This is a genomic window from Phreatobacter sp. (genome assembly GCF_027532945.1).
In the GTDB taxonomy this organism is placed as follows: domain Bacteria; phylum Pseudomonadota; class Alphaproteobacteria; order Rhizobiales; family Phreatobacteraceae; genus Phreatobacter.
Genome location: NZ_JAPZTZ010000009.1, coordinates 229,502 through 254,969, shown reverse-complemented (window position 1 = coordinate 254,969; position 25,468 = coordinate 229,502). Strand labels below are relative to the sequence as shown.

General features: G+C 68.3%; 20 protein-coding genes. 12 read left to right on the top strand and 8 right to left on the bottom strand.

Annotated features, from left to right (window positions below):
- The first annotated feature begins 287 nt into the window (after window positions 1-287).
- Window positions 288-1,628: a 30S ribosomal protein S12 methylthiotransferase RimO gene (rimO, locus tag O9344_RS07920; RefSeq protein WP_298474944.1), complete on the top strand. Its 1,341-nt coding sequence runs from the start codon at window positions 288-290 to the stop codon at window positions 1,626-1,628.
- 266 nt (window positions 1,629-1,894) lie between these two features.
- Window positions 1,895-2,566 carry a L,D-transpeptidase gene (locus O9344_RS07915; RefSeq protein ID WP_298474942.1) on the top strand — a complete coding sequence of 224 codons (672 nt, stop codon included), beginning with the start codon at window positions 1,895-1,897 and terminating at the stop codon, window positions 2,564-2,566.
- Between the two features lie 106 nt (window positions 2,567-2,672).
- Here the strand turns inward: O9344_RS07915 and lpdA are convergent, their stop codons facing one another.
- The 7 genes from lpdA to O9344_RS07880 form a co-directional block, all read right to left on the bottom strand.
- Window positions 2,673-4,121, bottom strand: coding sequence for a dihydrolipoyl dehydrogenase (gene lpdA / locus O9344_RS07910; RefSeq protein WP_298474939.1), 1,449 nt, complete (start codon window positions 4,119-4,121; stop codon window positions 2,673-2,675).
- A 97-nt stretch (window positions 4,122-4,218) separates the two neighbouring features.
- Entirely contained in the window at window positions 4,219-5,568 is a 1,350-nt protein-coding gene (locus tag O9344_RS07905) for a pyruvate dehydrogenase complex dihydrolipoamide acetyltransferase (RefSeq protein ID WP_298474937.1), read from the bottom strand.
- 24 nt (window positions 5,569-5,592) lie between these two features.
- Entirely contained in the window at window positions 5,593-5,886 is a 294-nt protein-coding gene (locus O9344_RS07900) for a DUF5076 domain-containing protein (RefSeq protein WP_273510655.1), read from the bottom strand.
- A gap of 11 nt (window positions 5,887-5,897) precedes the next feature.
- Complete coding sequence (locus tag O9344_RS07895; protein ID WP_298474932.1) at window positions 5,898-7,274, bottom strand: pyruvate dehydrogenase complex E1 component subunit beta; 1,377 nt, start codon at window positions 7,272-7,274, stop codon at window positions 5,898-5,900.
- An 87-nt stretch (window positions 7,275-7,361) separates the two neighbouring features.
- Complete coding sequence (gene pdhA / locus O9344_RS07890) at window positions 7,362-8,450, bottom strand: pyruvate dehydrogenase (acetyl-transferring) E1 component subunit alpha (RefSeq protein WP_298474930.1); 1,089 nt, start codon at window positions 8,448-8,450, stop codon at window positions 7,362-7,364.
- A gap of 179 nt (window positions 8,451-8,629) precedes the next feature.
- Complete coding sequence (locus O9344_RS07885) at window positions 8,630-8,947, bottom strand: septum formation initiator family protein (protein WP_298474928.1); 318 nt, start codon at window positions 8,945-8,947, stop codon at window positions 8,630-8,632.
- Window positions 8,948-8,954: 7 nt separating this feature from the next.
- Entirely contained in the window at window positions 8,955-9,914 is a 960-nt protein-coding gene (locus O9344_RS07880; protein ID WP_298474926.1) for a DMT family transporter, read from the bottom strand.
- A 148-nt stretch (window positions 9,915-10,062) separates the two neighbouring features.
- Between O9344_RS07880 and O9344_RS07875 the strand changes: the two genes are divergently transcribed.
- Window positions 10,063-10,722 carry a YbjN domain-containing protein gene (locus O9344_RS07875; protein ID WP_298474924.1) on the top strand — a complete coding sequence of 220 codons (660 nt, stop codon included), beginning with the start codon at window positions 10,063-10,065 and terminating at the stop codon, window positions 10,720-10,722.
- 79 nt (window positions 10,723-10,801) lie between these two features.
- Here the strand turns inward: O9344_RS07875 and eno are convergent, their stop codons facing one another.
- A complete protein-coding gene (eno, locus tag O9344_RS07870) occupies window positions 10,802-12,085 on the bottom strand; it encodes a phosphopyruvate hydratase (protein WP_298474922.1) in 1,284 nt (427 codons plus the stop codon).
- Between the two features lie 209 nt (window positions 12,086-12,294).
- On the opposite strand from eno, the gene queF reads away from it, so the two are divergent.
- The 9 genes from queF (at window position 12,295) to cysG (ending at window position 25,422) form a co-directional block, all read left to right on the top strand.
- Window positions 12,295-12,741, top strand: a complete 447-nt coding sequence (gene queF, locus O9344_RS07865; protein ID WP_273510891.1) for a preQ(1) synthase — start codon at window positions 12,295-12,297, stop codon at window positions 12,739-12,741.
- Window positions 12,742-12,843: 102 nt separating this feature from the next.
- Window positions 12,844-13,767, top strand: coding sequence for a hypothetical protein (locus O9344_RS07860; protein WP_298474918.1), 924 nt, complete (start codon window positions 12,844-12,846; stop codon window positions 13,765-13,767).
- Between the two features lie 88 nt (window positions 13,768-13,855).
- Entirely contained in the window at window positions 13,856-15,514 is a 1,659-nt protein-coding gene (gene pimA, locus O9344_RS07855) for a dicarboxylate--CoA ligase PimA (RefSeq protein WP_298474916.1), read from the top strand.
- Window positions 15,515-15,636: 122 nt separating this feature from the next.
- A complete protein-coding gene (locus O9344_RS07850; protein ID WP_298474914.1) occupies window positions 15,637-16,581 on the top strand; it encodes a DMT family transporter in 945 nt (314 codons plus the stop codon).
- Between the two features lie 83 nt (window positions 16,582-16,664).
- On the top strand, window positions 16,665-18,218 hold the full coding sequence (locus O9344_RS07845) for a glucan biosynthesis protein (protein WP_298474912.1): 1,554 nt from the start codon (window positions 16,665-16,667) through the stop codon (window positions 18,216-18,218).
- Complete coding sequence (gene mdoH / locus O9344_RS07840) at window positions 18,206-20,371, top strand: glucans biosynthesis glucosyltransferase MdoH (RefSeq protein WP_298474910.1); 2,166 nt, start codon at window positions 18,206-18,208, stop codon at window positions 20,369-20,371. Before O9344_RS07845 ends, mdoH begins: the two co-directional genes overlap by 13 nt.
- Window positions 20,372-20,571: 200 nt before the next feature.
- A complete protein-coding gene (locus tag O9344_RS07835) occupies window positions 20,572-22,341 on the top strand; it encodes a NirA family protein (protein ID WP_298474908.1) in 1,770 nt (589 codons plus the stop codon).
- Complete coding sequence (locus O9344_RS07830; protein WP_298474906.1) at window positions 22,338-23,939, top strand: sulfite reductase subunit alpha; 1,602 nt, start codon at window positions 22,338-22,340, stop codon at window positions 23,937-23,939. The genes O9344_RS07835 and O9344_RS07830 overlap by 4 nt, the downstream gene beginning before the upstream one ends.
- A 22-nt stretch (window positions 23,940-23,961) precedes the next feature.
- Window positions 23,962-25,422: a siroheme synthase CysG gene (gene cysG, locus O9344_RS07825; protein WP_363321927.1), complete on the top strand. Its 1,461-nt coding sequence runs from the start codon at window positions 23,962-23,964 to the stop codon at window positions 25,420-25,422.
- Window positions 25,423-25,468: the final 46 nt, after the last annotated feature.

Here is a 25,468-nt window from a genome sequence, read left to right as displayed (position 1 = left end):
GGCGGCCGCGGCGGCGCCGCCGCCGGCCAGGGTGCCGAAGAAAACACGACGGTCCATGAGATCCTCCTTGAGGTCGACGGCGTGATGCTGCGCCGTGGCAATTGAACGCATGATGAACCGAGAGGTTCGGTTTCGTTCAGGTCGGGCGTTTGCCTGGCGCATCGACCGCTGCGCAAGATGCACGGGTCATGCGGACGGCGCGCTGATCCGCATCAATCCGGGCGGTTTTCCTTGTCGATCGCCGCTCTTTCGCCTATTGGCGGCCCCTGCCCGTCCCGAGAGCCCCGATGACCGACACCGCAGCCCCGCCGCGCGAGGATCGCGCCGCTCCGAAGATCTCCTTCGTCTCGCTCGGCTGCCCGAAGGCGCTGGTCGATTCCGAACGGATCATCACGCGCCTGCGCGCCGAGGGCTATGAGCTGTCGCGCAGCCACCAGGGCGCTGATCTCGTGCTGGTCAACACCTGCGGCTTCCTCGATTCGGCCAAGGCCGAGAGCCTTGCCGCCATCGGCGATGCCCTGAAGGAGAACGGCCGCGTCATCGTCACCGGCTGCATGGGCGCCGAACCCGAGCAGATCCGGGCAGCACACCCCTCGGTGCTCGCAGTCACCGGGCCGCAGCAATATGAGAGCGTGCTCGCCGCTGTTCACGAGGCCGCGCCGCCGAAGCACGACCCGTTCCTCGACCTGGTGCCGCCGCAGGGCATCAAGCTGACGCCGCGCCACTACGCCTATCTGAAGATATCCGAGGGCTGCAACAACCGCTGCACCTTCTGCATCATCCCGAAGCTGCGCGGCGACCTCGTCTCCCGCCCGCTCGGCGAGGTCATGCGCGAAGCGGAGAAGCTGGTCGCCGCCGGCGTGAAGGAGATCCTCGTCGTCAGCCAGGACACCTCGGCCTATGGCATCGACGTGAAATATGCCGAGAGCGAGTGGCGCGACCGCACCTGGCGCACGAAATTCCTCGATCTTGCCAGTGCCCTCGGCGAGCTCGGAGTCTGGGTGCGGATGCAGTATGTCTACCCCTACCCGCATGTGGACGAGGTCATCCCGCTGATGGCCGAGGGCAAGGTGCTGCCCTACATCGACATCCCCTTCCAGCATGCCCATCCCGACGTGCTCCGCCGCATGAAGCGGCCGGCGCATCAGGAGAAGACGGCCGAGCGCATCCGCCGCTGGCGCGAGATCTGCCCGGACCTCACCATCCGCTCGACCTTCATCGTCGGCTTCCCCGGCGAGACCGAGGAGGAGTTCGACTTCCTCCTCGACTGGCTGGACGAGGTTGGCCTCGATCGTGTCGGCTGCTTCAAATACGAGCCGGTGGCGGGCGCGACCTCGAACGACCTCGCCGGCCATGTGCCGCCCGACGTGATGGACCGCCGCTGGAACCGGTTCATGAAGAAGCAGGCGGAGATCTCTGCCCGTCGCCTGAAGCGGAAGGTCGGCACGCGCCAGCAGGTGCTGGTGGACGAGGTGGGGCCGACCGTCGTCAAGGCGCGCTCCAAGGGTGATGCGCCGGAGATCGACGGCTCCGTCTTCATCCACACCAAGCGCCGACTCGCCGTCGGCGACCTCCTGACGGTGAAGATCGACCGCGCCTCGGAATACGACCTGTTCGCGAGCTTGTGACCGCGAAGCCCCGCCCGGTAGCCGTGAATTAACCGTTTTCCGCCATCATCCGGCCCCGGTTGGTGTGGGGCGTGTGCGTTCCTGGGCCGCGGGTGGTGCAGTGCGGCAACAGTCGCCGCTGCAACGCCCCAGTCTCACGGTTTCGTCATGTATCGCGCCGACCCCCGGTGCTAACGACCCGGTCCTGAATTCCATACGAGGCGGCGCAGCCGTGCTTCATGCGAGGCGCGGAACCGATGGGCCGGCTCGCTGTTCTGAGGCGTATGATGACGATCGACCGACGTTTCCTCGTCCTGGGGGCTCCCTTCATCCTCGGTGCCTGCGCCACGCGGCGCGAGGAACTGGAGGTCGCGACGCCGCGCTTCGATCCCTATTACACCGCCATGTACGGCGAAGTTCCCGGCGAGCCATTTCCGGTGCCGGCCATCGATCTGTCGCAGGTCGACGAGCGCTGGTGGCGCCGTGAGGTCCCCTATCGCGGCCGAGAATATCCCGGCACGATCGTGGTCGATCCGACCTCTCGCTACGCCTATCTCATCCTCGAGGGCGGCCGCGCCATGCGCTACGGCGTCGGCGTCGGCAAGGAGGAGGGGTTCAACCTCACCGGCATCGCCCGGATCGGCCGCAAGGCGGCCTGGCCCCGCTGGACCCCCACCCGCGACATGATCCGCCGCGAGCCGGAGCGCTACGGCCCCGTGGCCGGTGGCCTGCCGCCCGGGCCGGACAATCCGCTCGGCCCGCGCGCGCTCTATCTCTATCGTGGCGATCGCGACACGCTCTACCGGCTGCACGGCACGATCGAACCCTGGACGATCGGCACGCAGGTTTCCTCAGGCTGCATCCGCTTCATGAACCAGGACATCATCGACCTGTTCAACCGCGTGCCGGTCGGATCGACCGCCATCGTTCTGCCGTCAGGCACGACCGTGACGAGCTGATCGCTCGTCGTCTCTTCAGCGTTTCATGCAAAAGGCCGGCATTGCGCCGGCCTTTTTTGTTTGTCTCGGTGAAGGGCCGGCGATCGGCGCTGATCGCCCTCAAAGCTCAGGTATGGACCACCCGGCCATAGGCGTCGAGCACGCTCTCATGCATCATTTCCGACAGGGTCGGATGCGGGAAGACCGTGTGGATGAGCTCCTCCTCGGTCGTCTCGCAGTTCATCGCCACGACGAAGCCCTGGATGAGCTCGGTGACCTCGGCGCCGATCATGTGGGCGCCGATGAGCTTGCCGGTCTTGGCATCGAAGATGGTCTTCACGAGACCGTCCGGCTCGCCGAGCGCAATGGCCTTGCCATTGCCGATGAAGGGGAAGCGGCCGACCTTGAGGCTGTAGCCGGCTTCCTTCGCCTTGGCCTCGGTGAGGCCAACGGAGGCAACCTGCGGGTGGCAATAGGTGCAGCCCGGGATCATCAGCTTGTCCATCGCGTGGGTGTGGAGGCCCTTGATGGTCTCGACGCAGATGACGCCCTCGTGCTCGGCCTTGTGGGCCAGCATGGGCGGGCCGGCCACATCGCCGATGGCATAGACGCCCGCGACAGTGGTGCGGCCGAACCCATCGGTCTTGATGGTGCCGCGGTCGAAACCGACCCCGAGCGCCTCGAGGCCGAGGCCCTCGACATTGCCGACGACGCCGACGGCGGAGATGAGACGCTCGGCGGTGAGCGTCTGCTTCGCCCCCTTCTCGTCCTCGAGCGTCGCCGTGACGCTGCCCGCGCCCTTCTCGACCTTCGTCACCTTGGTCGAGGTGAGGATCTTGATGCCCTGCTTCTCGAAGCGCTTGCGGGCGAGCGCCGAGATTTCGGCGTCCTCCACCGGCATGATCTGCGGCAGGACCTCGACCACCGTCACCTCGGCGCCCATGGTGCGGTAGAAGGAAGCGAACTCGATGCCGATGGCGCCCGAGCCCATGACGATGAGGCTCTTCGGCATGGCCTCCGGCTTCATCGCCTCGAAATAGGTCCAGATGAGCTTGCCGTCGGGCTCGATGCCCGGCAGCACGCGCGGGCGCGCGCCGGTCGCGACCATGATGTGCTTGGCCGCGTAGGTGCCGGCACCCAGCGTGCCCTTCGGCGGCGGCACCTGCGGCTGGACCGCGGGCTTGGCCGATGCCGACACGACGACCTGGCCGACCTTGGCGATCTTCGCCTCGCCCCAGATCACGTCGATCTTGTTCTTCTTCATCAGGAAGCCGATGCCGCCATTGAGCTGGGCGGAGACGCCGCGCGAGCGCTTCACCACGGCCGCCATGTCGACGCTCATCGTGCCGTTCAGCGTCAGGCCGTAGTCCTTGGCGTGGGTGGCGTAGTGATAGATCTCGGCCGAGCGCAGCAGCGCCTTGGTGGGGATGCAGCCCCAGTTGAGGCAGATGCCGCCGAGATGCTCGCGCTCCACCACGGCCGTCTTGAAGCCGAGCTGGGCCGCGCGGATCGCCGCGACATAGCCGCCGGGGCCGCCGCCGATGACGATGATGTCGTAGCTCGTTTCGGACGCCATGGTGGGTCCACTCCCTGAGGTCGTGTGGCGAAGGGGCCGGCAGGCCGGCCGGCACCCGGCAAGTGTCGGCATGGCAGGGACAGGCCCTGCCCGCGCCTCACACCAGCATGCTGATGGGGTTCTCGACGTAACCCTTGAAGGCCGAGAGCAGTTCGGCGCCAAGCGCTCCGTCCACCGCGCGGTGGTCGGTGGAGAGCGTGACGCTCATCACGGTGGCGACGGCCGGCGCATCGTTCTTCACGACGATGCGCTTCTCGCCGGCGCCGACCGCGAGGATCGTCGCGTGGGGCGGGTTGATGACCGCGGCGAAGTCCTTGATGCCGAACATGCCGAGATTGGAGACGGCCGAGGAGCCGCCCTGGTATTCCTCGGGCTTCAGCTTGCGGTTGCGGGCGCGCGCCGCGAGGTCCTTCATCTCGTTGGAGATGACCGAGAGCGGCTTGTGGCAGGCATCGCGCACCACGGGGGTGATGAGGCCGCCCGGGATCGACACGGCGACGCCGATATCGGCATGCTTGTGCTTCAGCATGGCGCCATCGGTCCAGGTGACATTGGCATCCGGCACGGCGCGCAGCGCCATGGCCAGCGCCTTGATGATCATGTCGTTGACCGAGAGCTTGTAAGCCGGCTTCCCATCGGTGAGCGGAGCGCCCTTGTTGATCTGCTCGCGCAAGCCCAGCAGCGCGTCGAGCTCGCAGTCGAGGGTGAGGTAGAAATGCGGGATCGTCGACTTCGCCTCGGCGAGGCGGCGGGCGATGACCTTGCGCATGTTGTCGTGCGGGATCTCCTCGAAGGAGCCCGGCTCGAACAGCTTTTTCACCTGCTCGTCCGAGGGGCCGGCTACCGGCGTCGGCTTCGGGGCGGGCGCAGCGGCCGGCGCGGCAGCTGTGGCGGGCGCGGCCTTGGCGGTGCCGCCGGCCAGCGCCGCCTTCACGTCGCGCTCGACGACGCGGCCATGCGGTCCGGTGCCGGCGACCTTCGACAGGTCGATGCCCTCGAGCTTGGCAATGCGCTTGGCGAGCGGCGAGGCGAAGAGGCGGATGCCGGACGCGGCGGCAGCGATGCTGGCCGGGACCGGCGCAGGCGCGGCGGCAGGCGCAGCAGCTGCGGGGGCAGCGGGAGCCGAAGCGGGCGCGGCAGCAACCGGAGCGGCAGCGGCGGGCTTCGCGGCCCCTGCCCCGCCGGCCGCGGCCTTCACGTCCTCGCCCTCACCGGCGATGACGGCGATGAGCTGGTTGACCGGCACGTCCTGCGAGCCCTCGGGGACGAGAATCTTGGCGAGGATCCCCTCGTCGACCGCCTCGACCTCCATGGTCGCCTTGTCGGTCTCGATCTCGGCGATGACGTCGCCGGCCTTGATGGCGTCGCCTTCCTTCTTCAGCCACTTGGCGAGGTTCCCCTTCTCCATGGTCGGGGACAGCGCGGGCATCAGGATGTCGATCGGCATGGGGCGGTGCTCCGGACGGGGCCGTTAGCTGATGGCTGTGGTGGTGCCCGGATCGGTCGGGCTGTCGAGTTCGGCATCCAGCATGTTGCGGATGCGGTCGAGGGTGAGGTCCTCGGAGGCGCCCGTTTCCATGGCGTGGATGCGGGCGACGTGGCGGGCAATGTCGGCCAGGACCATGCCCCAGGCCTGTGCGTCGTCGAAGGCGCGGCGCACCGAGATGTGGAGGCCGCCTTCGACGATGCCGGCGCGCAGGATCTCCACGCCGCCATTCTCGAGCGCGGCGGGCGGGATGGCGAGGGCTTCGAAGGGCGCCGACATCGATGCGCTCGTCAGCTGTAGGTGACGGACTTGACCGCCTCGATGACGTCGGCCACCGACGGCAGCGCCAGCTTCTCGAGATTGGCGGCATAGGGCATGGGCACGTCCTTGCCCGAGACACGGGCCGGCGGCGCGTCGAGATAGTCGAAGGCGCGCTCGACGACGCGGGCGGTGATCTCGGCGCCGACGCCGGACTGCTGCCAGCCCTCCTCGACGGTGACGAGCCGGCCGGTCTTCATGACGGAGGCGACGATCGTCTCGGTGTCGAGCGGGCGGAGCGAGCGCAGGTCGATGACCTCGGCGTCGATGCCGAGCTTCTCGAGTTCGGCCGCCGCCTTGGTGGCGTAGGTCATACCAATGGACCAGGCAACGATCGTCACGTCCTTGCCGGGGCGATGGATGCGCGCCTTGCCGATGGGCAGGACGAAATCGTCGAGCTTCGGGACCTCGAAGCTCTGCCCGTAGAGGATCTCATTCTCGAGGAAGATGACCGGGTTCGGGTCGCGGATCGCGGCCTTGAGGAGGCCCTTGGCGTCGGCCGCGGTGTAGGGCGCGACGACCTTGAGGCCGGGAATGTGGGAGTACCAGGCCGAATAGTCCTGGCTGTGCTGGGCGGCGACGCGGGCGGCGGCGCCGTTGGGCCCGCGGAAGACGATGGGGCAGCCCATCTGGCCGCCGGACATGTACAGCGTCTTGGCGGCGGAGTTGATGATCTGGTCGATCGCCTGCATGGCGAAGTTGAAGGTCATGAACTCGACGATGGGCTTCAGGCCCGTGAAGGCTGCGCCGACGCCGATGCCGGCGAAGCCGTGCTCGGTGATGGGCGTGTCGATGACGCGGCGGGCGCCGAACTCCTGCAGCAACCCCTGCGTGATCTTGTAGGCGCCTTGGTACTCCGCGACCTCCTCGCCCATCACGAAGACGGCGTCGTCCTTGCGCATCTCCTCGGCCATGGCGTCGCGGAGAGCCTCGCGGACGGTCATGGTGACCATCTCGGTGCCAGCCGGCACGTCGGGATCGGCGGCGACGGTCGCCTGCGGCGCGGCGGCGGCCGGGGCCTGGATCACGGCCGGCGCTGCCAGCGGGGCGGCCTCCGGGGCCGGCTGCGGCTTGGCGGCGGGCGCCGGGGCGGCGGCGGCGTCCTCACCCTCTTGCGTCAGCACGGCGATGATTTCATTGACGGCGACGTCCTGCGAGCCCTCGGGGATAAGGATCTTGGCGAGGATGCCCTCGTCAACCGCCTCGACCTCCATCGTGGCCTTGTCGGTCTCGATCTCGGCGATGACGTCGCCGGGCTTGACCTTGTCGCCTTCCTTCTTGGTCCACTTGGCGAGATTGCCCTTCTCCATCGTGGGCGACAGCGCCGGCATCAGGATGTTGACAGGCATGGATGGCTTCCGATCAGGAGGTCAGGAACAGGTGGCGCCGGCTCGGGGCCCGGCGGAGGCGGCCGCGTCTGCCGCGGCCGGGCCAGATCACTTCAGGATGTCGGTCCACAGCTCGGACGGATCCGGCTCGGGGTCGTTGGTGGCGAATTCAGCGCTCTCGGCGACGATGTCGCGGACGCTGGCGTCGATCGCCTTCAGCTCGTCCTCGGAGACCTTCCAGTCCTTGAGGAGCCGCTCGCGCACCTGCTCGATCGGGTCGTGCTCGGTGCGCATCTTCTGCACCTCGTCCTTCGAGCGGTACTTGGCCGGGTCCGACATGGAATGGCCGCGATAGCGGTAGGTCTGCATCTCGAGGATGTAGGGGCCCTTGCCGGCGCGGCACCATTCCATGGCGCGCAGGCCCGCCGCATAGGTCTCGCGGATGTCCATGCCGTCGACCTGCTCGCCGGGAATGTTGAAGGACAGGCCGCGCTTGGAGAAGTCAGTCTGCGCCGAGGCGCGCGTCACCGCGGTGCCCATGGCGTAGCGGTTGTTCTCGATGATGTAGATGACCGGCAGCTTCCAGAGCGCTGCCATGTTGAAGCTCTCGTAGACCTGGCCCTGGTTGGCCGCGCCGTCGCCGAAGTAGGTCAGCGAGACATTGTCGTTGCCGCGGTAGCGGTTGGCGAAGGCGAGGCCGGTGCCAAGTGAAACCTGCGCGCCGACGATGCCGTGGCCGCCGTAGAAGTGCTTCTCGGCGGAGAACATGTGCATCGAGCCGCCCTTGCCGCGGGAATAGCCGCCGCGGCGCCCCGTGAGCTCGGCCATGACGCCGTTGGCGCTCATGCCGGTGGCCAGCATGTGGCCGTGGTCGCGATATCCGGTGATGACCTGGTCGCCCTGCTTGGACGCCATCTGCATGCCGACGACGACGGCTTCCTGGCCGATATAGAGGTGGCAGAAGCCGCCGATGAGGCCCATGCCGTACATCTGGCCGGCCTTCTCCTCGAAGCGGCGGATCAGCAGCATCTCGCGATAGGCGGCGAGTTCCTGGTCGCGGGTGAGGAGCGCGGTCTTGCCGGACATCTTGCCCGACGTCTTGGCCGCACCGGCCTTGCCGCTTGCCGCCTTGCCGCTGGCCGCCTTCGCCGCCGGTTTCGCGGCGGCCGGTGCCGTCTTGGTCCGGGTTGCAGCCATCGGTGTCCCCTTCGCATTCGGATGCTGCATCAGATGTAGCGGCTGAATGCGACGCTGCAAAGAGAGGGGGTCATGGCGTTGTGCACTGCACAAACCATTGGCATTGCAACACAATCAGGGGCTTAACCGGAAGTTGGTTCACAACGGACCGTCAACCGATATTCGGTTCACGATAGCGGTCAGCGGCGCCGCATCACAAGGACGAGGTCACGCGGGTCGGCAAAGTTGAGGATTTCGCGGGCGCGCTCGTCCAGCATGTCGGGGTCGATGGCGTCGGAGCGCAGAAGCGCAACCCGCCGCGCAACCTCGGTCTTCTCCTTGCGAAGGACAGCGAGCTGGCCGTTCAGCTCCTCGATCTGGCCGAGGAACTGCTGCTTGGCGTGGATGCCGTGCTCGCCGTGATAGGCGTGGAAACCGAAATAGGCGATCAGCGCCGCGGCGACGGCGTAGAGGCCCATCGCCTGGAGGATTCGCTGACGTCTCGTGCGCACGACCATGTTCCGATCATGCGCGCGTCGCGGTTTCGGGACGGTTAACCGGCGCTGAAGGAGATGCGCGACCCGTGCCCGCAATGGCAGCGACGAGGAGGCCGGTGACGATTGCCGCGACGCCGGCCGCCGCCAGAGGGCTTGGCACCTCGCCCAGAGCGGGAATGCCGATCAGCGTGCCGAGCACAGGGATCATTGGCGGGAAACGGGCGGCGAGCGCCACACCAAGGGTGCGCGTGCCGTAGGTCCAGAGCAACAGGCCGATGGCGATGTTGAGGATGCCCTGGTTGATGCCGTGGAACAGGATGATCGGCCAGGAGACAGCGCCCAATCCGGGGGACAGCCACAGGACATAGGCCGGCAGGAAGGTCGCCGCCGACAGCACCGAGACGACGGCGGCGCCTGTCACCGAAGGCACCATCCAGCGGCCGCAGAGCCAGGTGAAGATTCCCCAGCCGATACCGCAGAGGACGAAGAGCGCGTCACCGAACAGCGTCATGGCGCCCTGCAGGCCGGTCGAGCCGGCAATGGCGATGGCGGCCAGACCCGACAGGACGATGGCGAAGCCGATGGCGGCGCCTGCGGGAATGCGGGCACGCATGCCGAGATAGGCGAGCGTGGTAGCCGTCACCGCGACCATGCCGGGCTGGATGGCGGAGGCGTGGGCGGCGGGAGCGTAGTTGAGGCCGATATTGGAAATGACCGTCAGCGGCACCCCGCCGGTGATGCCGAGAATCAGGCCCTTGCGCCAGCCGAGCCCTGCACACCCCATGACGCCGGCGCGCAGGAAGAACGGCGCCATTACGGCTCCCGCAAAGATGAATCGCAGCGCCGCCATGTCATAGGCGGACAGGCCCTGCTGCAGGCCCCAGCGCACGGAGACGAACTGTCCGCCATAGATCGTCACCGCCAACGCCATGGCTGCAAGGGCAAGGGTACGCGGCGGTAGGCTCGACAGGACCGGAGGCATGGCCATCGACCCTCACGGGTCTCTCGCACCTGCACAATGGCGCATCGCGCAGGGCATCCATGTGGAGATCGGTCCGCGGCTGGCGACGGTCTTTCCCCACGCGGCGGAAGGACGCAGTATGGCCTCACCCGCCGCACCGGATCAGGAGAGACCGATGCCCGCCCGTCCAGCCGCCCTCGCCTTCTGCGCCCTCCTCGCGGCGCTGCCACTGACCGAGGCCCTCGCCCAGAAGCGCATCCCGCGCGACGCACAGGAGACGACGCTCGGGCGCATCATGCCGCGCCAGATGGCGGCCATCCTGCGCGAGCGCGGCAATTCCGCCGAGATCACCACGGAGAACAACCGGACGCGGATCACCACCGAGATCGTCGGCCTGCGCACCTCCGTCCATTTCTATTCGTGCAATGACGACGGCTGCCAATCCATCCAGTACCGCACGCTGTTCCGCCGCAACGAGCGCTTCACCCTCGCCTTCGTCAATGCCTGGAACTTCGAGAAGCGTTTCGCCAAGGCCTATCTCGATCGTGACGGCGACCTGGTCCTCGAATGGGATGTCGACCTCGATGGCGGCGTGACCGTGGCCTATGTCGCCGAGACGATCTCGACCTTCCAGGCGATGCTCAACACCTTCAACCGCTTCACACCGGCCGATGGCAGTCCTTCGCCGGATACGGGCAATGCCGGACGGACGCTTACCCCCGGCCAGCCCGGTGGACGTTCGACGGCTCCCGGGCGCCCGCCGGCCGAGGCGGCCCCGCCGGCGACGGGCGGCAAGGGCAATTCCGGCGATATGCCGGGCGAACGGCGCACCTGACGGGCATCGCCTCGTCCCCGAAACACAAACGGCGGACTTTCGAGGCCCGCCGTTCGTCGTACTGGAGGTGTGATGGCGCTCAGCCGCGGATCTTCAGCGCCCGGCGGCCGGCATAATGGGCCTGCGGACCCAGCTCCTCCTCGATGCGGATGAGCTGGTTGTACTTGGCGGTGCGGTCGGAGCGGGCGAGCGAACCGGTCTTGATCTGCCCGCAATTGGTGGCCACGGCGAGGTCGGCGATCGTCGAATCCTCGGTCTCGCCGGAGCGGTGCGACATGACCGCGGTGTAGCCGGCATTGTGCGCCATGGAGACAGCGGCAAGCGTCTCGGTCAGGGTGCCGATCTGGTTGACCTTTACGAGGATCGAGTTGCCGAGGCCGGTCTCGATGCCCATGGACAGGCGCTTGGTGTTGGTGACGAAGAGATCATCGCCGACGAGCTGGCACTTCTTGCCGACCAAGTCGGTGAGGATCTTCCAGCCCTCGAGGTCGTCCTCCGACATGCCGTCCTCGATGGAAACGATCGGATAGTCGCCGACGAGCTTGGCGAGATACTTGGCCTGGGCCTTGGGGTCGCGGGTCTTGCGCTCGCCCTCATAGACATAGGCGCCGTCCTTGAAGAACTCGGTGGCGGCGCAGTCGAGCGCCAGCACGATGTCCTCGCCGGCCTTGTAGCCGGCCTTGTCGATGGCGGTCATGACGAAGTCGAGGGCCGCCTGGGCCGACTTCAGGTTCGGGGCAAAGCCACCCTCGTCGCCGACATTGGTGTTGTGGCCGTCGGCCTTCAGGGCCGCCTTCAGCGTGTGGAAGACCTCCGAGCCCATCCGCACGGCCTCGGCGAAGGTCTTGGCCCCCACCGGCATGACCATGAACTCCTGGAAGTCGATGGGATTGTCGGCATGGGCGCCGCCATTGACGATGTTCATCATCGGCACGGGCAGGACATGGGCGAAGACGCCGCCGACATAGCGATAGAGCGGCAGCTCCCGCGAGATCGAGGCGGCGCGGGCAGTGGCGAGCGACACACCGAGAATGGCGTTGGCGCCGAGGCGCGCCTTGTTCTCGGTGCCGTCGAGGGCGATCATCGCCGTGTCGATCTGCACCTGGTTGGTGGCGTCGAGGCCGGACAGGGCGTCGAAGATCTCGCCGTTGACGGCGTCGACGGCCTTGCCGACGCCCTTGCCGAGATAGCGCTTCTTGTCGCCATCGCGCAGTTCGACCGCCTCGTGGGCGCCGGTCGAGGCGCCCGACGGCACGGCGGCGCGGCCGCGCGAGCCATCCTCCAGCAGCACGTCGACCTCCACCGTCGGATTGCCGCGGCTGTCGAGGATTTCGCGGGCGATGATATCGACGATGGCGGTCATGGCGGCCTCTGTCCTGGCGGCGGGGGAAGTCAGGGCCTTCTACAGCATGGCACGGGCGGTTCAAGCCGGGCCCTGCGGCATGGCTGGGCTGATCGGCCCGGCCGCTGCGGGCGTAGCTCCGCGGAAGATGGCGCGGCGAATTCCCTCCGCCCGGCGCGATCTGCTATCACGCGCCCCTCACTCACGCGCCCGTCACGGGACCTGACACGATGACCGATCTGAAACTGGGCAAGACCGTCGACATCCCCGCCTCGCCGGAGGCGGCCGAGCTCGATCGCGTGCCTAACCCCCATCCCGACACGGACTATGTTGCGCGGTTCGTCGCGCCTGAATTCACCTCGCTTTGCCCGGTGACGGGCCAGCCCGACTTCGCCCATCTCGTCATCGACTATGTCCCGGACCAGTGGCTGGTCGAGTCGAAGTCGCTGAAGCTCTATCTCACCTCGTTCCGCAACCACGGGGCCTTCCACGAGGACTGCACGGTGGCCATCGGCAAGCGCCTGCGCGATCTCCTCGGCCCCCGCTGGCTGCGGATCGGCGGCTACTGGTATCCGCGCGGCGGCATTCCGATCGATGTGTTCTGGCAAACGGGGGCGCCGCCCGCCGGCGTCTGGATCCCTGATCAGGGCGTCGCACCCTATCGCGGTCGCGGCTGAGACGAAACGCTTCGAAACACTTGCAGATTCCTTCTCGGCGGGACGCTTCTCCTGCCGTTTCGATGGACGGCGGGCGGTCGAATCAGCGAAAGCTGGACGGCCATGCTGAAGGCCAAGCGCGACACGGATCCACAGCCGACGCCGGTCAAACTCGACGGTCTGACCGACGAGGCGCCGCGGCGTGGCCTGTCTACCCTGATGGTCTGGGCGGGTGTCGCGCTGTTCCTCGTCGGGGCCGCTGTGCTTGGCGCCCGCAGTGAGACGGGCAGCCAGCGCATCGCCCGGCTGTTTGCGCCCACCCCGCCGCCGGTGCAACTCGCCCGCGCCGAACCGCCGCGGCCGGCCTCCACCGACACGCTGCTGCTCTATGAGACGCGCCGGCTTGCCGATCAGGTGCGGGTGCTCAATGCCGAGCGCGAGGCGCTGGCCGACCGGCTCGCCAGCGTCGAGCGCAGCGTCGGCGACGTGACCGCCTCCATCCCGCGCGCCGAGGCGACGCGCGCGGAGCCGCCGCGGATCGAACCCGCCCGCCCGGATCCAGTGCCGCCGCAACGCGCCGTGCGCGTCATCCCCACCGCGCCGCCCGTTGCAGATCCTCTACCCGCTGCGACCGCCGCTCCGGCGACAGCCCCCGTGCCAACACCCTCCCCGGCTCCTGTTCAGGCCGTTCAGACGCCGCCGCCCGCTCCCCCTGTCCCCGCCCCGACCACGCAGGGACCGGAAGCGCAGGATTCGACCGCGATCCGCACGGAGTTCGGTGTCGATCTCGCCGGAGAACAGTCCATCGAGGCGCTGCGCAGCCGCTGGCAGCAATTGCGGGCCCAGCACGGCCCGGTTCTGGAGGGCCTGCGCCCCGTCGTCGCCATCCAGGAAGGCGCGCGGCCGGGTGCCACCGTTGAGCTCCGGCTGGTGGCGGGCCCCCTCTCCAACGCCAATGCCGCCGCCCGGCTTTGCGCCACGCTGTCCCTCGCAGGACTGAATTGCAAACCGACCGTTTTCGACGGACAAAGGTTGGCGCTGCGCTGATGCGCGGCGAGGTTCGACCGGCTCACAAAATCAAAAGCCGCCGGAAGGCCGAGGGTCGCTGCAACGCGGCCGACAGGGAGGAATGCGCATGGCGTCCAGGCCGTTTGCTTGGGAGAAGTCCTATCCGCCTGGCGTCCGCTGGGACACGCCGATCCGGATCGGCACGATCGGCGGGCTGGTGGACGAGGCGACCGCCACCTTCGGCGCACGAGCGGCCTTCGAATTCCGCGACCAGATCATCACCTACGAGGACCTTGGACGGCGCGTTCACCAGTTCGCAGCCGCATTGCTGCAGGCCGGGCTCGGTGCCAATGACACCGTCGCGCTCTACCTGCCGAATATGCCGACCCACCCGATCTCCTTCTTCGGCGCGGGCAAGGCCGGCATCAGGCTCGTCCATCTTTCGCCGCTCGATGCCGAACGGGTGCTCGCCTACAAGCTGAAGGATTCTGGCGCCCGCACGCTCGTCACCTCCAATATCGCGCCGCTCTTCGGCATGGCGCTGAAGCTGCACGCACAGGGGCTCATCGATCGCCTGATCGTCGCCGAGGACGCCGATTTCGGCCCCTCCGGCCTGCCGACCCTGCCAATTCCCGGCGAGCCTGGCATCGTGACCTTCTCGGCCTTCATTGCGGGCGCGCAGGAGCCCGCCGCCTGGCCGAAGGTCGATCCGGAGACGGTGGCGCTGCTCCAGTATACCGGCGGGACGACCGGCCTGCCGAAGGGCGCTATGCTCAGCCACAAGAACATCACCGCGGCTGTGTCGATCTACGACGCCTGGCAAGCGGCGCTGCCCACCGGCGATCCGGAGAAGGACAAGGTCATCCTCGTCCTGCCGCTGTTCCACATCTACGCCCTGACAAGCGTCATGCTGCGCCAGATTACCCGCGGCGCCTGCCTCATGCTGCGCATGCGCTTCGATCCCGACCAGACCTTCGACGATTTCGAGACGCGCCGCGCAACGATCTTCCCCGGCGTGCCGACCATGTGGATCGCTCTCGTCAATCACCCGCGGTTCGCCACGGCCGACCTCTCGTCGCTGATCTATGCGGCCTCGGGCGGCGCGCCTCTGCCCGTGGAGATCGCCCGTCGCTTCGAGCAGCGGGCCGGCTTCCGCCTCACCGGCGGCTGGGGCATGACCGAGACATCCCCATCCGGCACCAATGTGCCGAATTTCGGCGTGTCGAAGCCTGGCACGATCGGCCTGCCGCTGCCGGGTCTCGAGATGGACATCTGCGCCCTCGAAGACCCCTCGCGCTCCCTGCCGCCCGGCGAGGTCGGCGAGATCCGCATCCGCGGCCCGAACGTCACCCGCGGCTACTGGAACAAGCCGGAGGAGACCGCCGCCTCCTATGCCGACGGCTGGTTCCTCACCGGCGACATCGGCTACATGGACGAGGACGGGTTCTTCTTCATCGTCGACCGCAAGAAGGACATGATCATTTCCGGCGGCTTCAACGTCTATCCGCAGATGATCGAGCAGGCGATCTACGAGCACCCCGCCGTGGGCGAGGTGATCGTCCTCGGCGTTCCCGACAGCTATCGCGGCGAGGCCGCCAAAGCCTTCGTAACCCTGCGCGAGGGCGCGAAACCCTTCAGCCTCGAAGAGCTCCAGGTCTTTCTGAAGGACAAGGTGGGCCGCCACGAGATGCCGCAAGGCCTCGAGTTCCGTCCCAGCCTGCCGAAGACGCCGGTGGGCAAACTCTCGCGCGCCGAGTTGCGCAGCGAGATCAGGGCGGCGGGTTGACCGGTTCCCAGCCATGAGCGCGGCGCGCTTGTCGGCGGCGCGGCGCAGGTGCTGACTGGATGGCGGGCGTCGGGCCCGGGGACGGAATCATGGCGGGGCCAAGCGAGACCAGACGGGCCTACGTGCTCTTGCTCGCTATGCCGCTGTTCTTCTCCTCGAACCTGGTGATCGCCCGGTGGATGGGCGACGCGGTGCCGCCCTTCACGCTGGCACTGCTGCGATGGGCGGTCGCCGTCCTCATTCTCCTGCCCTTCACCTGGCGCGGCATCGTCGAGGCCGCCCCTGTGCTGCGGGGGAGCTGGCGGCGGCTCCTGCTGCTCGGCTTCCTCGGCATGTGGATCTGCGGCGCCGGCGTCTACATGGCGCTGTCGCTGACCACTGCCACCAACGGCACGCTGATCTACACGACCTCGCCCATCCTCGTCCTGGTGATCGAGCGCCTCGTCTTCGGCAAGCGGCTGCCAGCGGCGCGACTGCTCGGCGTGGTGCTGGCCATGGCGGGCGTCGCCATCATCGTGCTCAAGGGCGACCTGACAGCTCTCGCCCGCCTCGACTTCAATCTCGGTGACCTCGGAATAGCCGCCGCGGCCCTCGCCTGGGCCGGCTATTCGCTGGTGTTGCGCGACGAGACGCTTGCCCGCGTGCCGACCCTGCCGCTCTTCGCCGTCATCGCCATGGCGGGGGTGCTGACCCTCCTGCCCTTCTCCGCCGTAGAACTGGCAACCGTCGGCGGCTGGCCCACACGGCCGGGCCTCTGGGTGGCTGTCGGCGGCCTCGCCCTCTTCTCGGCCGTCGGTGCCTTCTCCCTCTACCAGTATGGGGTGAAGGTGGTCGGCCCGGCGGTGACGTCCTGTTTCCTCTACCTTCTACCGGTCTATGGCGTCGGCATGTCGGTGGCCTTCCTTGGCGAGGCCTTCGGGGGCCACCATCTCGCCGGCATGGCGCTGGTCCTGGTCGGTCTCGTCGCGGCGACGGCGCCGCCTGACGTGGTGGCGACGCTGCGCGCCGCCTTCCATGCGAAATTTGTCACGCCAACCGGCCGGCCTCCCCCCTCCTCAGCGCCCTAATTTGGGCTATAAGCCGGCACACCCTCAGCGGTTGCCGGCCCCCCAAGCAACTGTTCCCGGAAAGCCCCGCGATTTCCCACCTCATGCCGAGCCGCCGCGACCTCCTTGCTTCCCTGATCGCCGCGCCGGCAGCCCTCACGCTGAACCGGGGTGCGCTGGCCCAACAGACGCCGCTGCAGGCGGCGCTTGCCGCCGTTTCGGACGGGCAGGCGATCTCGCGCGACGCGCTTCTCGCCTTCGCCCGCGAGGTGTCCCGCAATCCCTATCAGGCCCCGCGCGCCGACGTGCCGCGTGCGCTCCAGCAGCTCTCGCTCGACCAGTACCGGCAGATCCGCATGAAACCGGACCAGCGGGTCTGGGCTGGCGAAAATCGCGGCTTCGCCCTCGACCTGCTGCCGGCCGGCAATGTCTTCACGACGCCGGTCACGATCCGCACCGTCGATGGCGGCATCATCCGCGACAAGCGCTTCCAGGCCGACCAATACGATTATGGCCAGACGCCGCCGCTACCGGCCGAGATCCAGGTGCCCTATACGGGTTTCCGGGCCTATGCTGCGCTGAGCAGTGGAATGCCTGCGGACGAAGCGCTGGTCTTCCAGGGGGCGAGCCTGTTCCGGGCGCTTGCCCGCGGACAAGTCTTCGGTGTCATGGCACGCGGCCTCACGCTCAATGTCGCCGAGGCCCAGGGCGAGGAGTTCCCCGCCTTCCGGTCCTTCTGGATCGAGCGGCCGGGTCCTGGCGGCACCAGTCTCGTCGCTCACGCGCTGCTCGACTCAGACAGCGTGACCGGCCTTTACCGCTTTGCCATCCGACCCGGCGAATCCACGGTCTGCGACGTCGAGGTGACGCTGTTTCCGCGCAACGACCTCCAGCATGTCGGCATCGCGCCGATGACGGCGAACTATCTCTTCGCGCCGAACGACCGGGCCAACGTCGATGACGTGCGCGGTGGCGTCCACGACACCCAGGGCCTTCAGATCTGGAACGGCAATGGCGAGTGGATCTGGCGACCGGTGACCAACCCCGAAACCTTGCAGGTCTCCGGCTTCGTCGACCAGAATCCGCGCGGATTTGGTCTGTTGCAGCGCGACCGCCGTTTCGAGGCCTTCAATGATCTCGACGCCCGCTTCGAACGCCGGCCGAGCGTGTGGATCGAGCCGCTCGGCGATTGGGGCCAGGGCCAGGTACAGCTGGTCGAGATTCCCGTGAACGACGAGCTCAACCGCAACATCCTTGCCTATTGGCGGCCACGGACGCCGCTGGCGCGCGGCGGGGAGCACATGTTCACCTATCGCATGCACTGGTGCTGGGCCCCGCCCGAGCGTCCGCCAACCGCGCTCGTGGTGGCGACCCGCACCGGACGCGCCCAAGGCGGCGGGCGGCGTCGGCGCTTCCTCGTCGATTTCACCGCCGAGGATTTCGGCGACCGCGAGAAATCCGCCGGCCTGCGCGCCAATCTCACCAACCAGCGCGGCCGTGTCGGCAATATCGACGGCCGGCTCGTGCCGGACCTGAAACTCTACCGTGTCGCTTTCGACCTTGACCCGGAGGCCGCCAATCAGGTCGAACTGCGGCTGGTCCTCGAGAAGGACGGACAGCCGCAAAGCGAGACATGGCTCTATCGATGGACGCCCTGACCGATCGGCCCGCCGCGCCCAGCTTGCGCGAACGCCAGGCCATGCCGGCTGCAGCTCCGCTCCCCATGCCCGCCCAGTCGCTGCGCCGCTGGCGTGACGCGGAACGTCGCCCGTTGATCGCACCTGAGCTCTGGCGCACGCCGTGGTTCTCGCGCCTCGTCGCCTTCGGCGGCATGGCGGCAATCACCGTCGCCGGCGGCTGGCAGATGTACAAGGTGGTCGAGGCCGGCGGCGTGACGCTGCTGGAATGGGCCTTCCTGGTCTTCTTCGTCGTCAACTTTTCCTGGATCGCCCTGGCCTTCACCACCGGCATCCTCGGCCTCGGCCACCTGCTCCGGCACGGGCTCAACCGGAAGCCGGACCTGCCCGCGTCCCTGCGCGAGCGCACGGCCATCGTCATGCCGATCTACAACGAGAGCCCCGCGCGGGTCTTCGGTACGGTGCAGGCCATTGCCGAGGACGTGTTGGCCACCGGCCATGGCGCGTCGTTCGATTTCTTCTTCCTCTCCGACACGACCGACCCGGACATCTGGATCGCGGAGGAGCGCTCCTACCTGGCGCTGCGCGACCGGCTGCCGGATATCGCGATCCATTACCGCCACCGGCCGAAGAACACGGCGCGGAAGGCCGGCAACATCGCCGATTTCGTCACGCAATGGGGCGGCAACTACGCCCACATGATCGTCCTGGACGCCGACAGCCTCATGACCGGCGAGACGATTGTCGCGCTCGCCGACGCGATGGAGCGCGATCCGGATGCCGGCATCATCCAGACCCTTCCCCGGCTCATCAACCGCAACACGCTGATCGCGCGGCTGCAGCAGTTCGCCGCGCGTGTCTACGGACCGGTCTGCGCGGCGGGCCTCGCCGTCTGGTCGGGCCGCGACAGCAATTACTGGGGCCATAACGCCATCATCCGCATGGAGGCCTTCGCCTCCTCGGCCGGCCTGCCGGACCTGCCGGGCAAACCGCCCTTCGGCGGCCATATCCTTAGCCACGACTTCGTCGAGGCGGGCCTCATCCGCCGTCGCGGCTATGCCGTCTACATGCTGCCCCACCTCGATGGCTCCTTCGAGGAGAGCCCGCCCTCGCTCATGGACCTTGCCATCCGCGACCGCCGCTGGTGCCAGGGCAATCTCCAGCACAGCCGCGTCATCGGCGCGAAGGGCCTGCACTGGGCGACGCGCCAGCACCTCGCCACCGGCATCATGAGCTATGTGTCGAGCCCGCTCTGGCTGATCCAGCTGCTCATCGGCCTGGCGCTGGCCCTGCAGGCCGCCTTCATCCGCCCGGAATATTTCACCAACCAGTTCACGCTCTTCCCGGCCTGGCCGGTCTTCGATTCCGAGCGCGCCTTCAACCTCTTCGTGCTGACCATGGTGATCCTGCTGGCGCCGAAGATCTTCGGCTGGTTCGTGACCCTGGTGAACGGCGCGGCGCGGCGGGGCTGTGGCGGCGGCATCATGCTGACGCTGTCGACCATCCTCGAGATCATCCTCTCGGCGCTCATCGCCCCGGTGATGATGCTGATCCAGGCGAGCTCGGTCTCCTCGATCATTTCGGGTCGCGACACAGGCTGGAAGACGCAGCGCCGCGACGACGGCTCGATCCCCTTCCGCGCGATCGTCGAGCGCCACTGGCGGCATACGGTGCTCGGCATCATCGCGGCGGTCGCGGCCTTCTCCATCTCGCCCTACATCTTCGCCTGGATGTCGCCGACCATCATCGGCCTGTGGCTTGCCATTCCCACCTCCTGGGCCTCGGCCTCGGCGGGCATTGGCTGGACGCTGCGGCGCCTGCACCTGCTGCTGATCCCCGAGGAGCATGCCCCGCCCGCCATCGCCGAACGGGCCTACCAGCTCGGCAAGGAATTCGAGGCCCTGTCGCTCGAAGACGGCAAGGCGCTGGACCTCGTCCATGCCGATCCCACCTTCCGCGAGGTGCACCAGCAGATCATCCAGGTGCCGCCGCCGCGGGTGCGCGGCAAGGTGGACGCTGACCGGGTCATCGCCGAGGCCAAACTGACCGACGCCCATTCCATCGAGGAGGCGCGGCAATGGCTGTCGAACCGCGAATCCATGCTCATCCTGCATGACCGGGCGCTGATCGCGCTGCTCGCCGCCCTGCCACACGAGAAGCCCGCGGAAGCCTGACGCTGCGCTGCACACAAATGCGGCGATCCGCCCAATCGGGCTGCAACGACCAAGGCTTTCCATCTACCGCGCGCCTCGCAAGTCCCTGACGGTCCAGAGGCTTCCGCTCCGATTGCAGGTGGCACGCCGCTTGCGACACTTTGCCCAAAGCTCAAGGCCGCCAATGACGCCGGCCCCCTCGCCTGTCGAACGGGGAACGGATGTCACAGGACTTCAGCGCCGAGCAGAAGCGCTATCTCGAAGGATTTGCCGCAGGCGCCGCCGCCACCCGCGTCGTGGCGCCCCCGGTTGCCGCGCCCCCCGTGCCAACGGGCCCTGACGCTCCCCATCTCGCCGCGCAGGACGCCCAGGTGAAGGCCGGGGGCAAGCTCGTCGACGCCGAGAAGTGGAAGCGTGACGAGCACCCCTTCGACGCCTATGGCCGCCTCACCCGCGATGCCGCCACCGGCAAGCTGCCGGCCCCCGCCGACAATTTCCGCTGGCGCTACCTTGGCCTGTTCAACGTCGCCCCGGCGCAGGAGAGCTTCATGCTCCGGATGCGCATTCCCAATGGCATCCTGAAGGCCCACCAGCTCGCCGGCTGCGCCGACCTCTGCGAGCGCCATGGCGGCGGCTACCTTCATGTGACGACCCGCGCCAACCTGCAGATGCGCGAAATCCGTCCCGAAAGCGCCAAGCCGCTGCTGGAAGAGCTGATGGATCTCGGCCTTGTCGCGCGCGGATCGGGGGCCGACAATATCCGCAACGTCACGGGGTCGCCGCTCGCCGGGATCGACCGCCATGAGATCCTCGACACGCGGCCTCTCGCCCGCGACTGGCACTTCCACATCCTCAACGAGCGGGTTCTCTACGGCCTTCCCCGCAAATTCAACGTTTCCTTCGACGGCGGCGGCGTCTCGCCCGCCCTTGAGGAGACCAACGACATCGGCTTCCAGGCGGTGCGTGTCACCGAGGGTCCCGAGGCCGGCATCCGTCTGCGGCTCGTTCTCGGCGGCATTTCGGGTCACCACGACCTTGCCCGCCCCACCGGTGTCTTCTGTCGGCCGGAGGACGCGACGGCCATCGCCGACGCCATCATCCGCGTCTTCATCGACCATGGCGACCGCACCAACCGCAACCGCGCACGCCTCAAATATGTCCTCGACGCCTGGGGCTTTGAACGGTTCCTCGGCACGGTCGAGGAGAAGCTCGGGCGGAAGCTCACGCGCATCGACGAGGCGCTGGTCGCCCCGCGCCCGGCGACCGATCGCTACGCCCATGTCGGCGTGCACCCGCAGCGCCAGACTGGCCTCAACTGGGTGGGCGTGGTCATGGCGGTCGGCCGCATGAGCGCTGACCAGGCGCGTGGCCTCGCAGCGGTCGCGCGGGATTGCGGCGATGGCGACGTGCGCCTCACCGTCTGGCAGAACGTCATCCTGTCCGGCGTGCCGGACGGGCGCCTCGCCGAGGCGGAAGCCCGCATCGCCGCCCTCGGCTTCTCGACCCGACCGACGCCGATCCGCGCCGGTCTCGTCGCCTGCACCGGCAATGCCGGCTGCAAGTTCGCCGCCTCGAACACCAAGAAGCATGCGCTGGAGATCGCCGACCATGTGGAGGCACGCGTCGCGATCGACGTGCCGGTGAACATCCACCTCACCGGTTGCCACCATTCCTGCGCCCAGCACTATATCGGCGATATCGGCCTGATCGGCGCGCGGGTGCCCGTCAACGAGGACGGCGACACGGTCGAGGGCTATGACATGGTCGTCGGCGGTGGGTTCGCCGAACAGGCCCGCATCGGCCGGCCGCTGTGGAAGGCGGTGAAGGCCGAGGATGCCCCGCGCCATGTGGAGGCGCTGCTTCGCACCTATCTGGCCCACCGGACGGGGGCGGAGGAGAGCTTCCAGGCCTTCACGCTGCGCCACGAGACGGCCGCTCTCGACGCGCTCGTCGCGCCGCATCTCGCACCGCTGAAGGAGGCTGCAGAATGAGCGTTCAGCCCCCTGTCGCGAACTTCTCGCTCATCCCCGACAGTGCTCCCTTCAGCCCCGAGCAGCGCCAGTGGCTGTCAGGCTTCTTCGCCGCCGCCCTCTCGCCGCTCGTCCCGCCTGGTGGTGTGGTGGCCCTGCCGGCGACCGGCGGCGCCGCTCCGGCAACCGACACGGCGAACAACGACGACGCGCCATGGCACGACCCGTCCATGGCGCTCGCCGACCGCATGGCCCTCGCGGAAGGTCGGCCGATCGCGCCGCGGCTCATGGCGGCCATGGCCCAGCAGGATTGCGGCCAGTGCGGCTACAATTGCGCGGACTATGCCAATGCGCTGGCCGCCAAGGCGGAGGATCGGCTGAACCTCTGCGTGCCCGGCGGCAAGGACACGCTGCGGATGCTGAAAACCCTGGCGCCGGAGATTGGCGGCGCGCCTGCTGCGGAAACAGCACCAGCGGCTCCCGCGGGTGTGGTGCTGGCGGCGGCGCCCGGCCGCTCGCGCGAAGCCCCCGTCGCTGCGCGATTCCTCTCGCGCCGCCGCCTCAACGGCGAGGGCTCCGAGAAGGAGACGCACCATGTCGAGTTCGACCTCAACGAGGCCGGCCTCGACTATGTGGTCGGCGATGCCTTCGGCGTCTTCCCGACCAATGATCTCGGCCTCGTCGACCAGATCATCGCCATGCTCGGCGCCTCCCACCTGACGGAGGTTCGTGGGCGGCCGCTGCGCACGGTACTCGCCGAAGAGGTGTCGCTGTCACCGGCTCCCGACAGCCTGTTCGAGCTGATCTCCTTCCTCACTGGCGGCGCACAGCGGGCCAAGGCGCGGGCCCTCGCAACCGGTGAGGACCCGGACGGCGATGCGGCCAACCTCGACGTTCTCGCGGTGCTGACCAAGTTCGCGGGCGTCCGGCCTCATCCGGAGGCCTTCGTCGAGGCGCTGGAGCCATTGCAGCCGCGGCTCTATTCGATCTCGTCGTCCATCAAGGCCCATCCCGGCCGCGTCTCGCTCACCGTCGATTCGGTTCGCTACATCATCGGCAAGCGCCGCCGCCTCGGCGTCGCCTCGACCTTCCTCGGCGAACGGGTGAAACCGGGCGATGCGGTGCGGGTCTATGTCCAGCGCGCCCATGGCTTCGCCCTGCCGGCCGACCCGGCGACGCCGGTGATCATGGTGGGCCCCGGGACCGGCGTCGCGCCCTTCCGCGCCTTCCTGCAGGACCGCGCCGCCGACCGGGCCCCCGGGCGCAACTGGCTCTTCTATGGCCACCAGCGGCAGGCGACCGACTTCTTCTATGCCGACGAGCTCGAGTCGCTGAAGAAGGACGGCGTGCTGACGCGCCTGTCGCTGGCCTGGTCCCGCGACGGCGCGCAGAAGATCTATGTCCAGGACCGGATGCGCGAGACCGGCGCCGATCTCTGGTCCTGGCTCGCCGATGGCGCGCATTTCTACATCTGCGGCGATGCCAAGCGCATGGCCAAGGACGTGGAGGCCGCCCTGGTCGACGTGATTTCCGCCCATGGGGGATTAAGCGCCGAGGCAGCCGTCGCCTTTGTCCAGGCGATGAAGAAGGCCGGACGCTACCAGGCCGATGTCTATTGAGGGGGATGCGATGAGCGAAGTCGTGTCCCGTCGACCCCGTGCCGAGCGCGCCGCCCGGATGGCGCCTCTTGCCGTGCTCCCGGTTTTCCTGAAGCTCAAGGGACGCCGCGTCATTGTCGCGGGCGGCAGCGAGGCCGCCGTCTGGAAGGCCGAGCTGCTCGCCGCCGCGGGGGCGGACGTCGCGGTCCTCGCCGATGAACCCTGCCCGGCCATGCTGGACCTCGTGGCGGCGCCACCCGCTGGGTCCATCGCCCTTCACCACCGCGCCTGGACCCCGGCCGATCTCGCGGGAGCCGCCTTCGCCATCGGCGCCTTCGAGGAGGACGAGGCGGCCGGAGCCTTCGCCGCTGCCGCCCGCGCGGCGGGCGTTCCGGTCAATGTCATCGACAAGCCGGCCTTCTGCGACGTCCAGTTCGGCGGCATCGTCAACCGTTCGCCGCTCGTCATCGGCATCTCCACCGATGGCGCGGCACCGGTCTTCGGCCAGGCCGTCCGCGCCCGTATCGAGGCGCTGCTGCCGCAGGGCTTTTCCCGCTGGGCCGAGGCGGCGCGGCGCTGGCGCCGGCGCGTCCAGTCCCTCGACCTGCCCTTCCAGGCGCGTCGCCGGTTCTGGGAGCTCTTCTCCGAGCGCGCCATGGCTACGCCCGAGGCCATGCCGCCGGCCTGCCTCGCCATCTCGCTCGAACAGGGCGCGCGCGAGATCGGAGCTGCCCGCACCGGCCGCATCGTACTGGTCGGAGCAGGCCCCGGTGATCCCGAACTCCTCACCATGCGGGCGGTGCGCGCCCTCCAGTCGGCCGATGTCATCGTCCATGACGACCTCGTGCCCCCGGCGGTGCTCGACGTCGCTCGCCGCGAGGCCGAACGGATCTCGGCGGGCAAGCGCGGCCGTGGTCCCTCCTGCCGACAGGAGGACATCAACGACCTCGTCATCCGCCTCGCGGCCGAGGGCAAGCATGTGGTGCGCCTGAAGGCCGGCGACCCCATGATCTTCGGCCGCGCCGGCGAGGAAATCGCCGCTGCCGAGGCGCGCGGCATTCCGGTGGAGGTCGTGCCCGGCATTTCCGCGGCGCAAGGGGCTGCCGCCTCGCTGAAACTGTCCCTCACTCACCGCGACCATGCGCGCCGGCTGCAATATGTCACCGCCCATGGCCGCGACGGCCGCCTGCCGCGCGACCTGTCCTGGCCGGCCCTGACCGATCCCGCCGCGTCGACAATCGTCTACATGCCCGGTGCGACATGGCACGAGCTGGCCGCCGGCCTGATCGAGACGGGAATGTCGGGAGCAACGCCGGCCATTGCCGTCGCCAATGCAACGCGCCCCGACGAGGTGCGCATCCATGGCACCATTGCCGATCTCGCCGGCCGGCTGGCCGCACGGGCCTGGAGCGGCCCGCTGCTCATCCTCTATGGGCAAGCTTTCGGCGCGGCGCCGCAGGACGACATCGCAGCGGCGCTCTCTGCCGTTCCGACGCCGGTTTGAGCCCGCGGCTGAAGGCTTTTCCTTGACATCCCTTCGCCGACCTGTC

Excerpts from the sequence above, each read along its gene's own strand:
- rimO (WP_298474944.1), top strand. The coding sequence starts at position 288 with ATGACCGACACCGCAGCCCCGCCGCGCGAGGATCGCGCCGCTCCGAAG.
- O9344_RS07915 (WP_298474942.1), top strand. The coding sequence starts at position 1,895 with ATGACGATCGACCGACGTTTCCTCGTCCTGGGGGCTCCCTTCATCCTC.
- lpdA (WP_298474939.1), bottom strand. The coding sequence starts at position 4,121 with ATGGCGTCCGAAACGAGCTACGACATCATCGTCATCGGCGGCGGCCCC.
- O9344_RS07905 (WP_298474937.1), bottom strand. The coding sequence starts at position 5,568 with ATGCCGATCGACATCCTGATGCCCGCGCTGTCCCCGACCATGGAGAAG.
- O9344_RS07900 (WP_273510655.1), bottom strand. The coding sequence starts at position 5,886 with ATGTCGGCGCCCTTCGAAGCCCTCGCCATCCCGCCCGCCGCGCTCGAG.
- O9344_RS07895 (WP_298474932.1), bottom strand. The coding sequence starts at position 7,274 with ATGCCTGTCAACATCCTGATGCCGGCGCTGTCGCCCACGATGGAGAAG.
- pdhA (WP_298474930.1), bottom strand. The coding sequence starts at position 8,450 with ATGGCTGCAACCCGGACCAAGACGGCACCGGCCGCCGCGAAACCGGCG.
- O9344_RS07885 (WP_298474928.1), bottom strand. The coding sequence starts at position 8,947 with ATGGTCGTGCGCACGAGACGTCAGCGAATCCTCCAGGCGATGGGCCTC.
- O9344_RS07880 (WP_298474926.1), bottom strand. The coding sequence starts at position 9,914 with ATGGCCATGCCTCCGGTCCTGTCGAGCCTACCGCCGCGTACCCTTGCC.
- O9344_RS07875 (WP_298474924.1), top strand. The coding sequence starts at position 10,063 with ATGCCCGCCCGTCCAGCCGCCCTCGCCTTCTGCGCCCTCCTCGCGGCG.
- eno (WP_298474922.1), bottom strand. The coding sequence starts at position 12,085 with ATGACCGCCATCGTCGATATCATCGCCCGCGAAATCCTCGACAGCCGC.
- queF (WP_273510891.1), top strand. The coding sequence starts at position 12,295 with ATGACCGATCTGAAACTGGGCAAGACCGTCGACATCCCCGCCTCGCCG.
- O9344_RS07860 (WP_298474918.1), top strand. The coding sequence starts at position 12,844 with ATGCTGAAGGCCAAGCGCGACACGGATCCACAGCCGACGCCGGTCAAA.
- pimA (WP_298474916.1), top strand. The coding sequence starts at position 13,856 with ATGGCGTCCAGGCCGTTTGCTTGGGAGAAGTCCTATCCGCCTGGCGTC.
- O9344_RS07845 (WP_298474912.1), top strand. The coding sequence starts at position 16,665 with ATGCCGAGCCGCCGCGACCTCCTTGCTTCCCTGATCGCCGCGCCGGCA.
- mdoH (WP_298474910.1), top strand. The coding sequence starts at position 18,206 with ATGGACGCCCTGACCGATCGGCCCGCCGCGCCCAGCTTGCGCGAACGC.
- O9344_RS07835 (WP_298474908.1), top strand. The coding sequence starts at position 20,572 with ATGTCACAGGACTTCAGCGCCGAGCAGAAGCGCTATCTCGAAGGATTT.
- O9344_RS07830 (WP_298474906.1), top strand. The coding sequence starts at position 22,338 with ATGAGCGTTCAGCCCCCTGTCGCGAACTTCTCGCTCATCCCCGACAGT.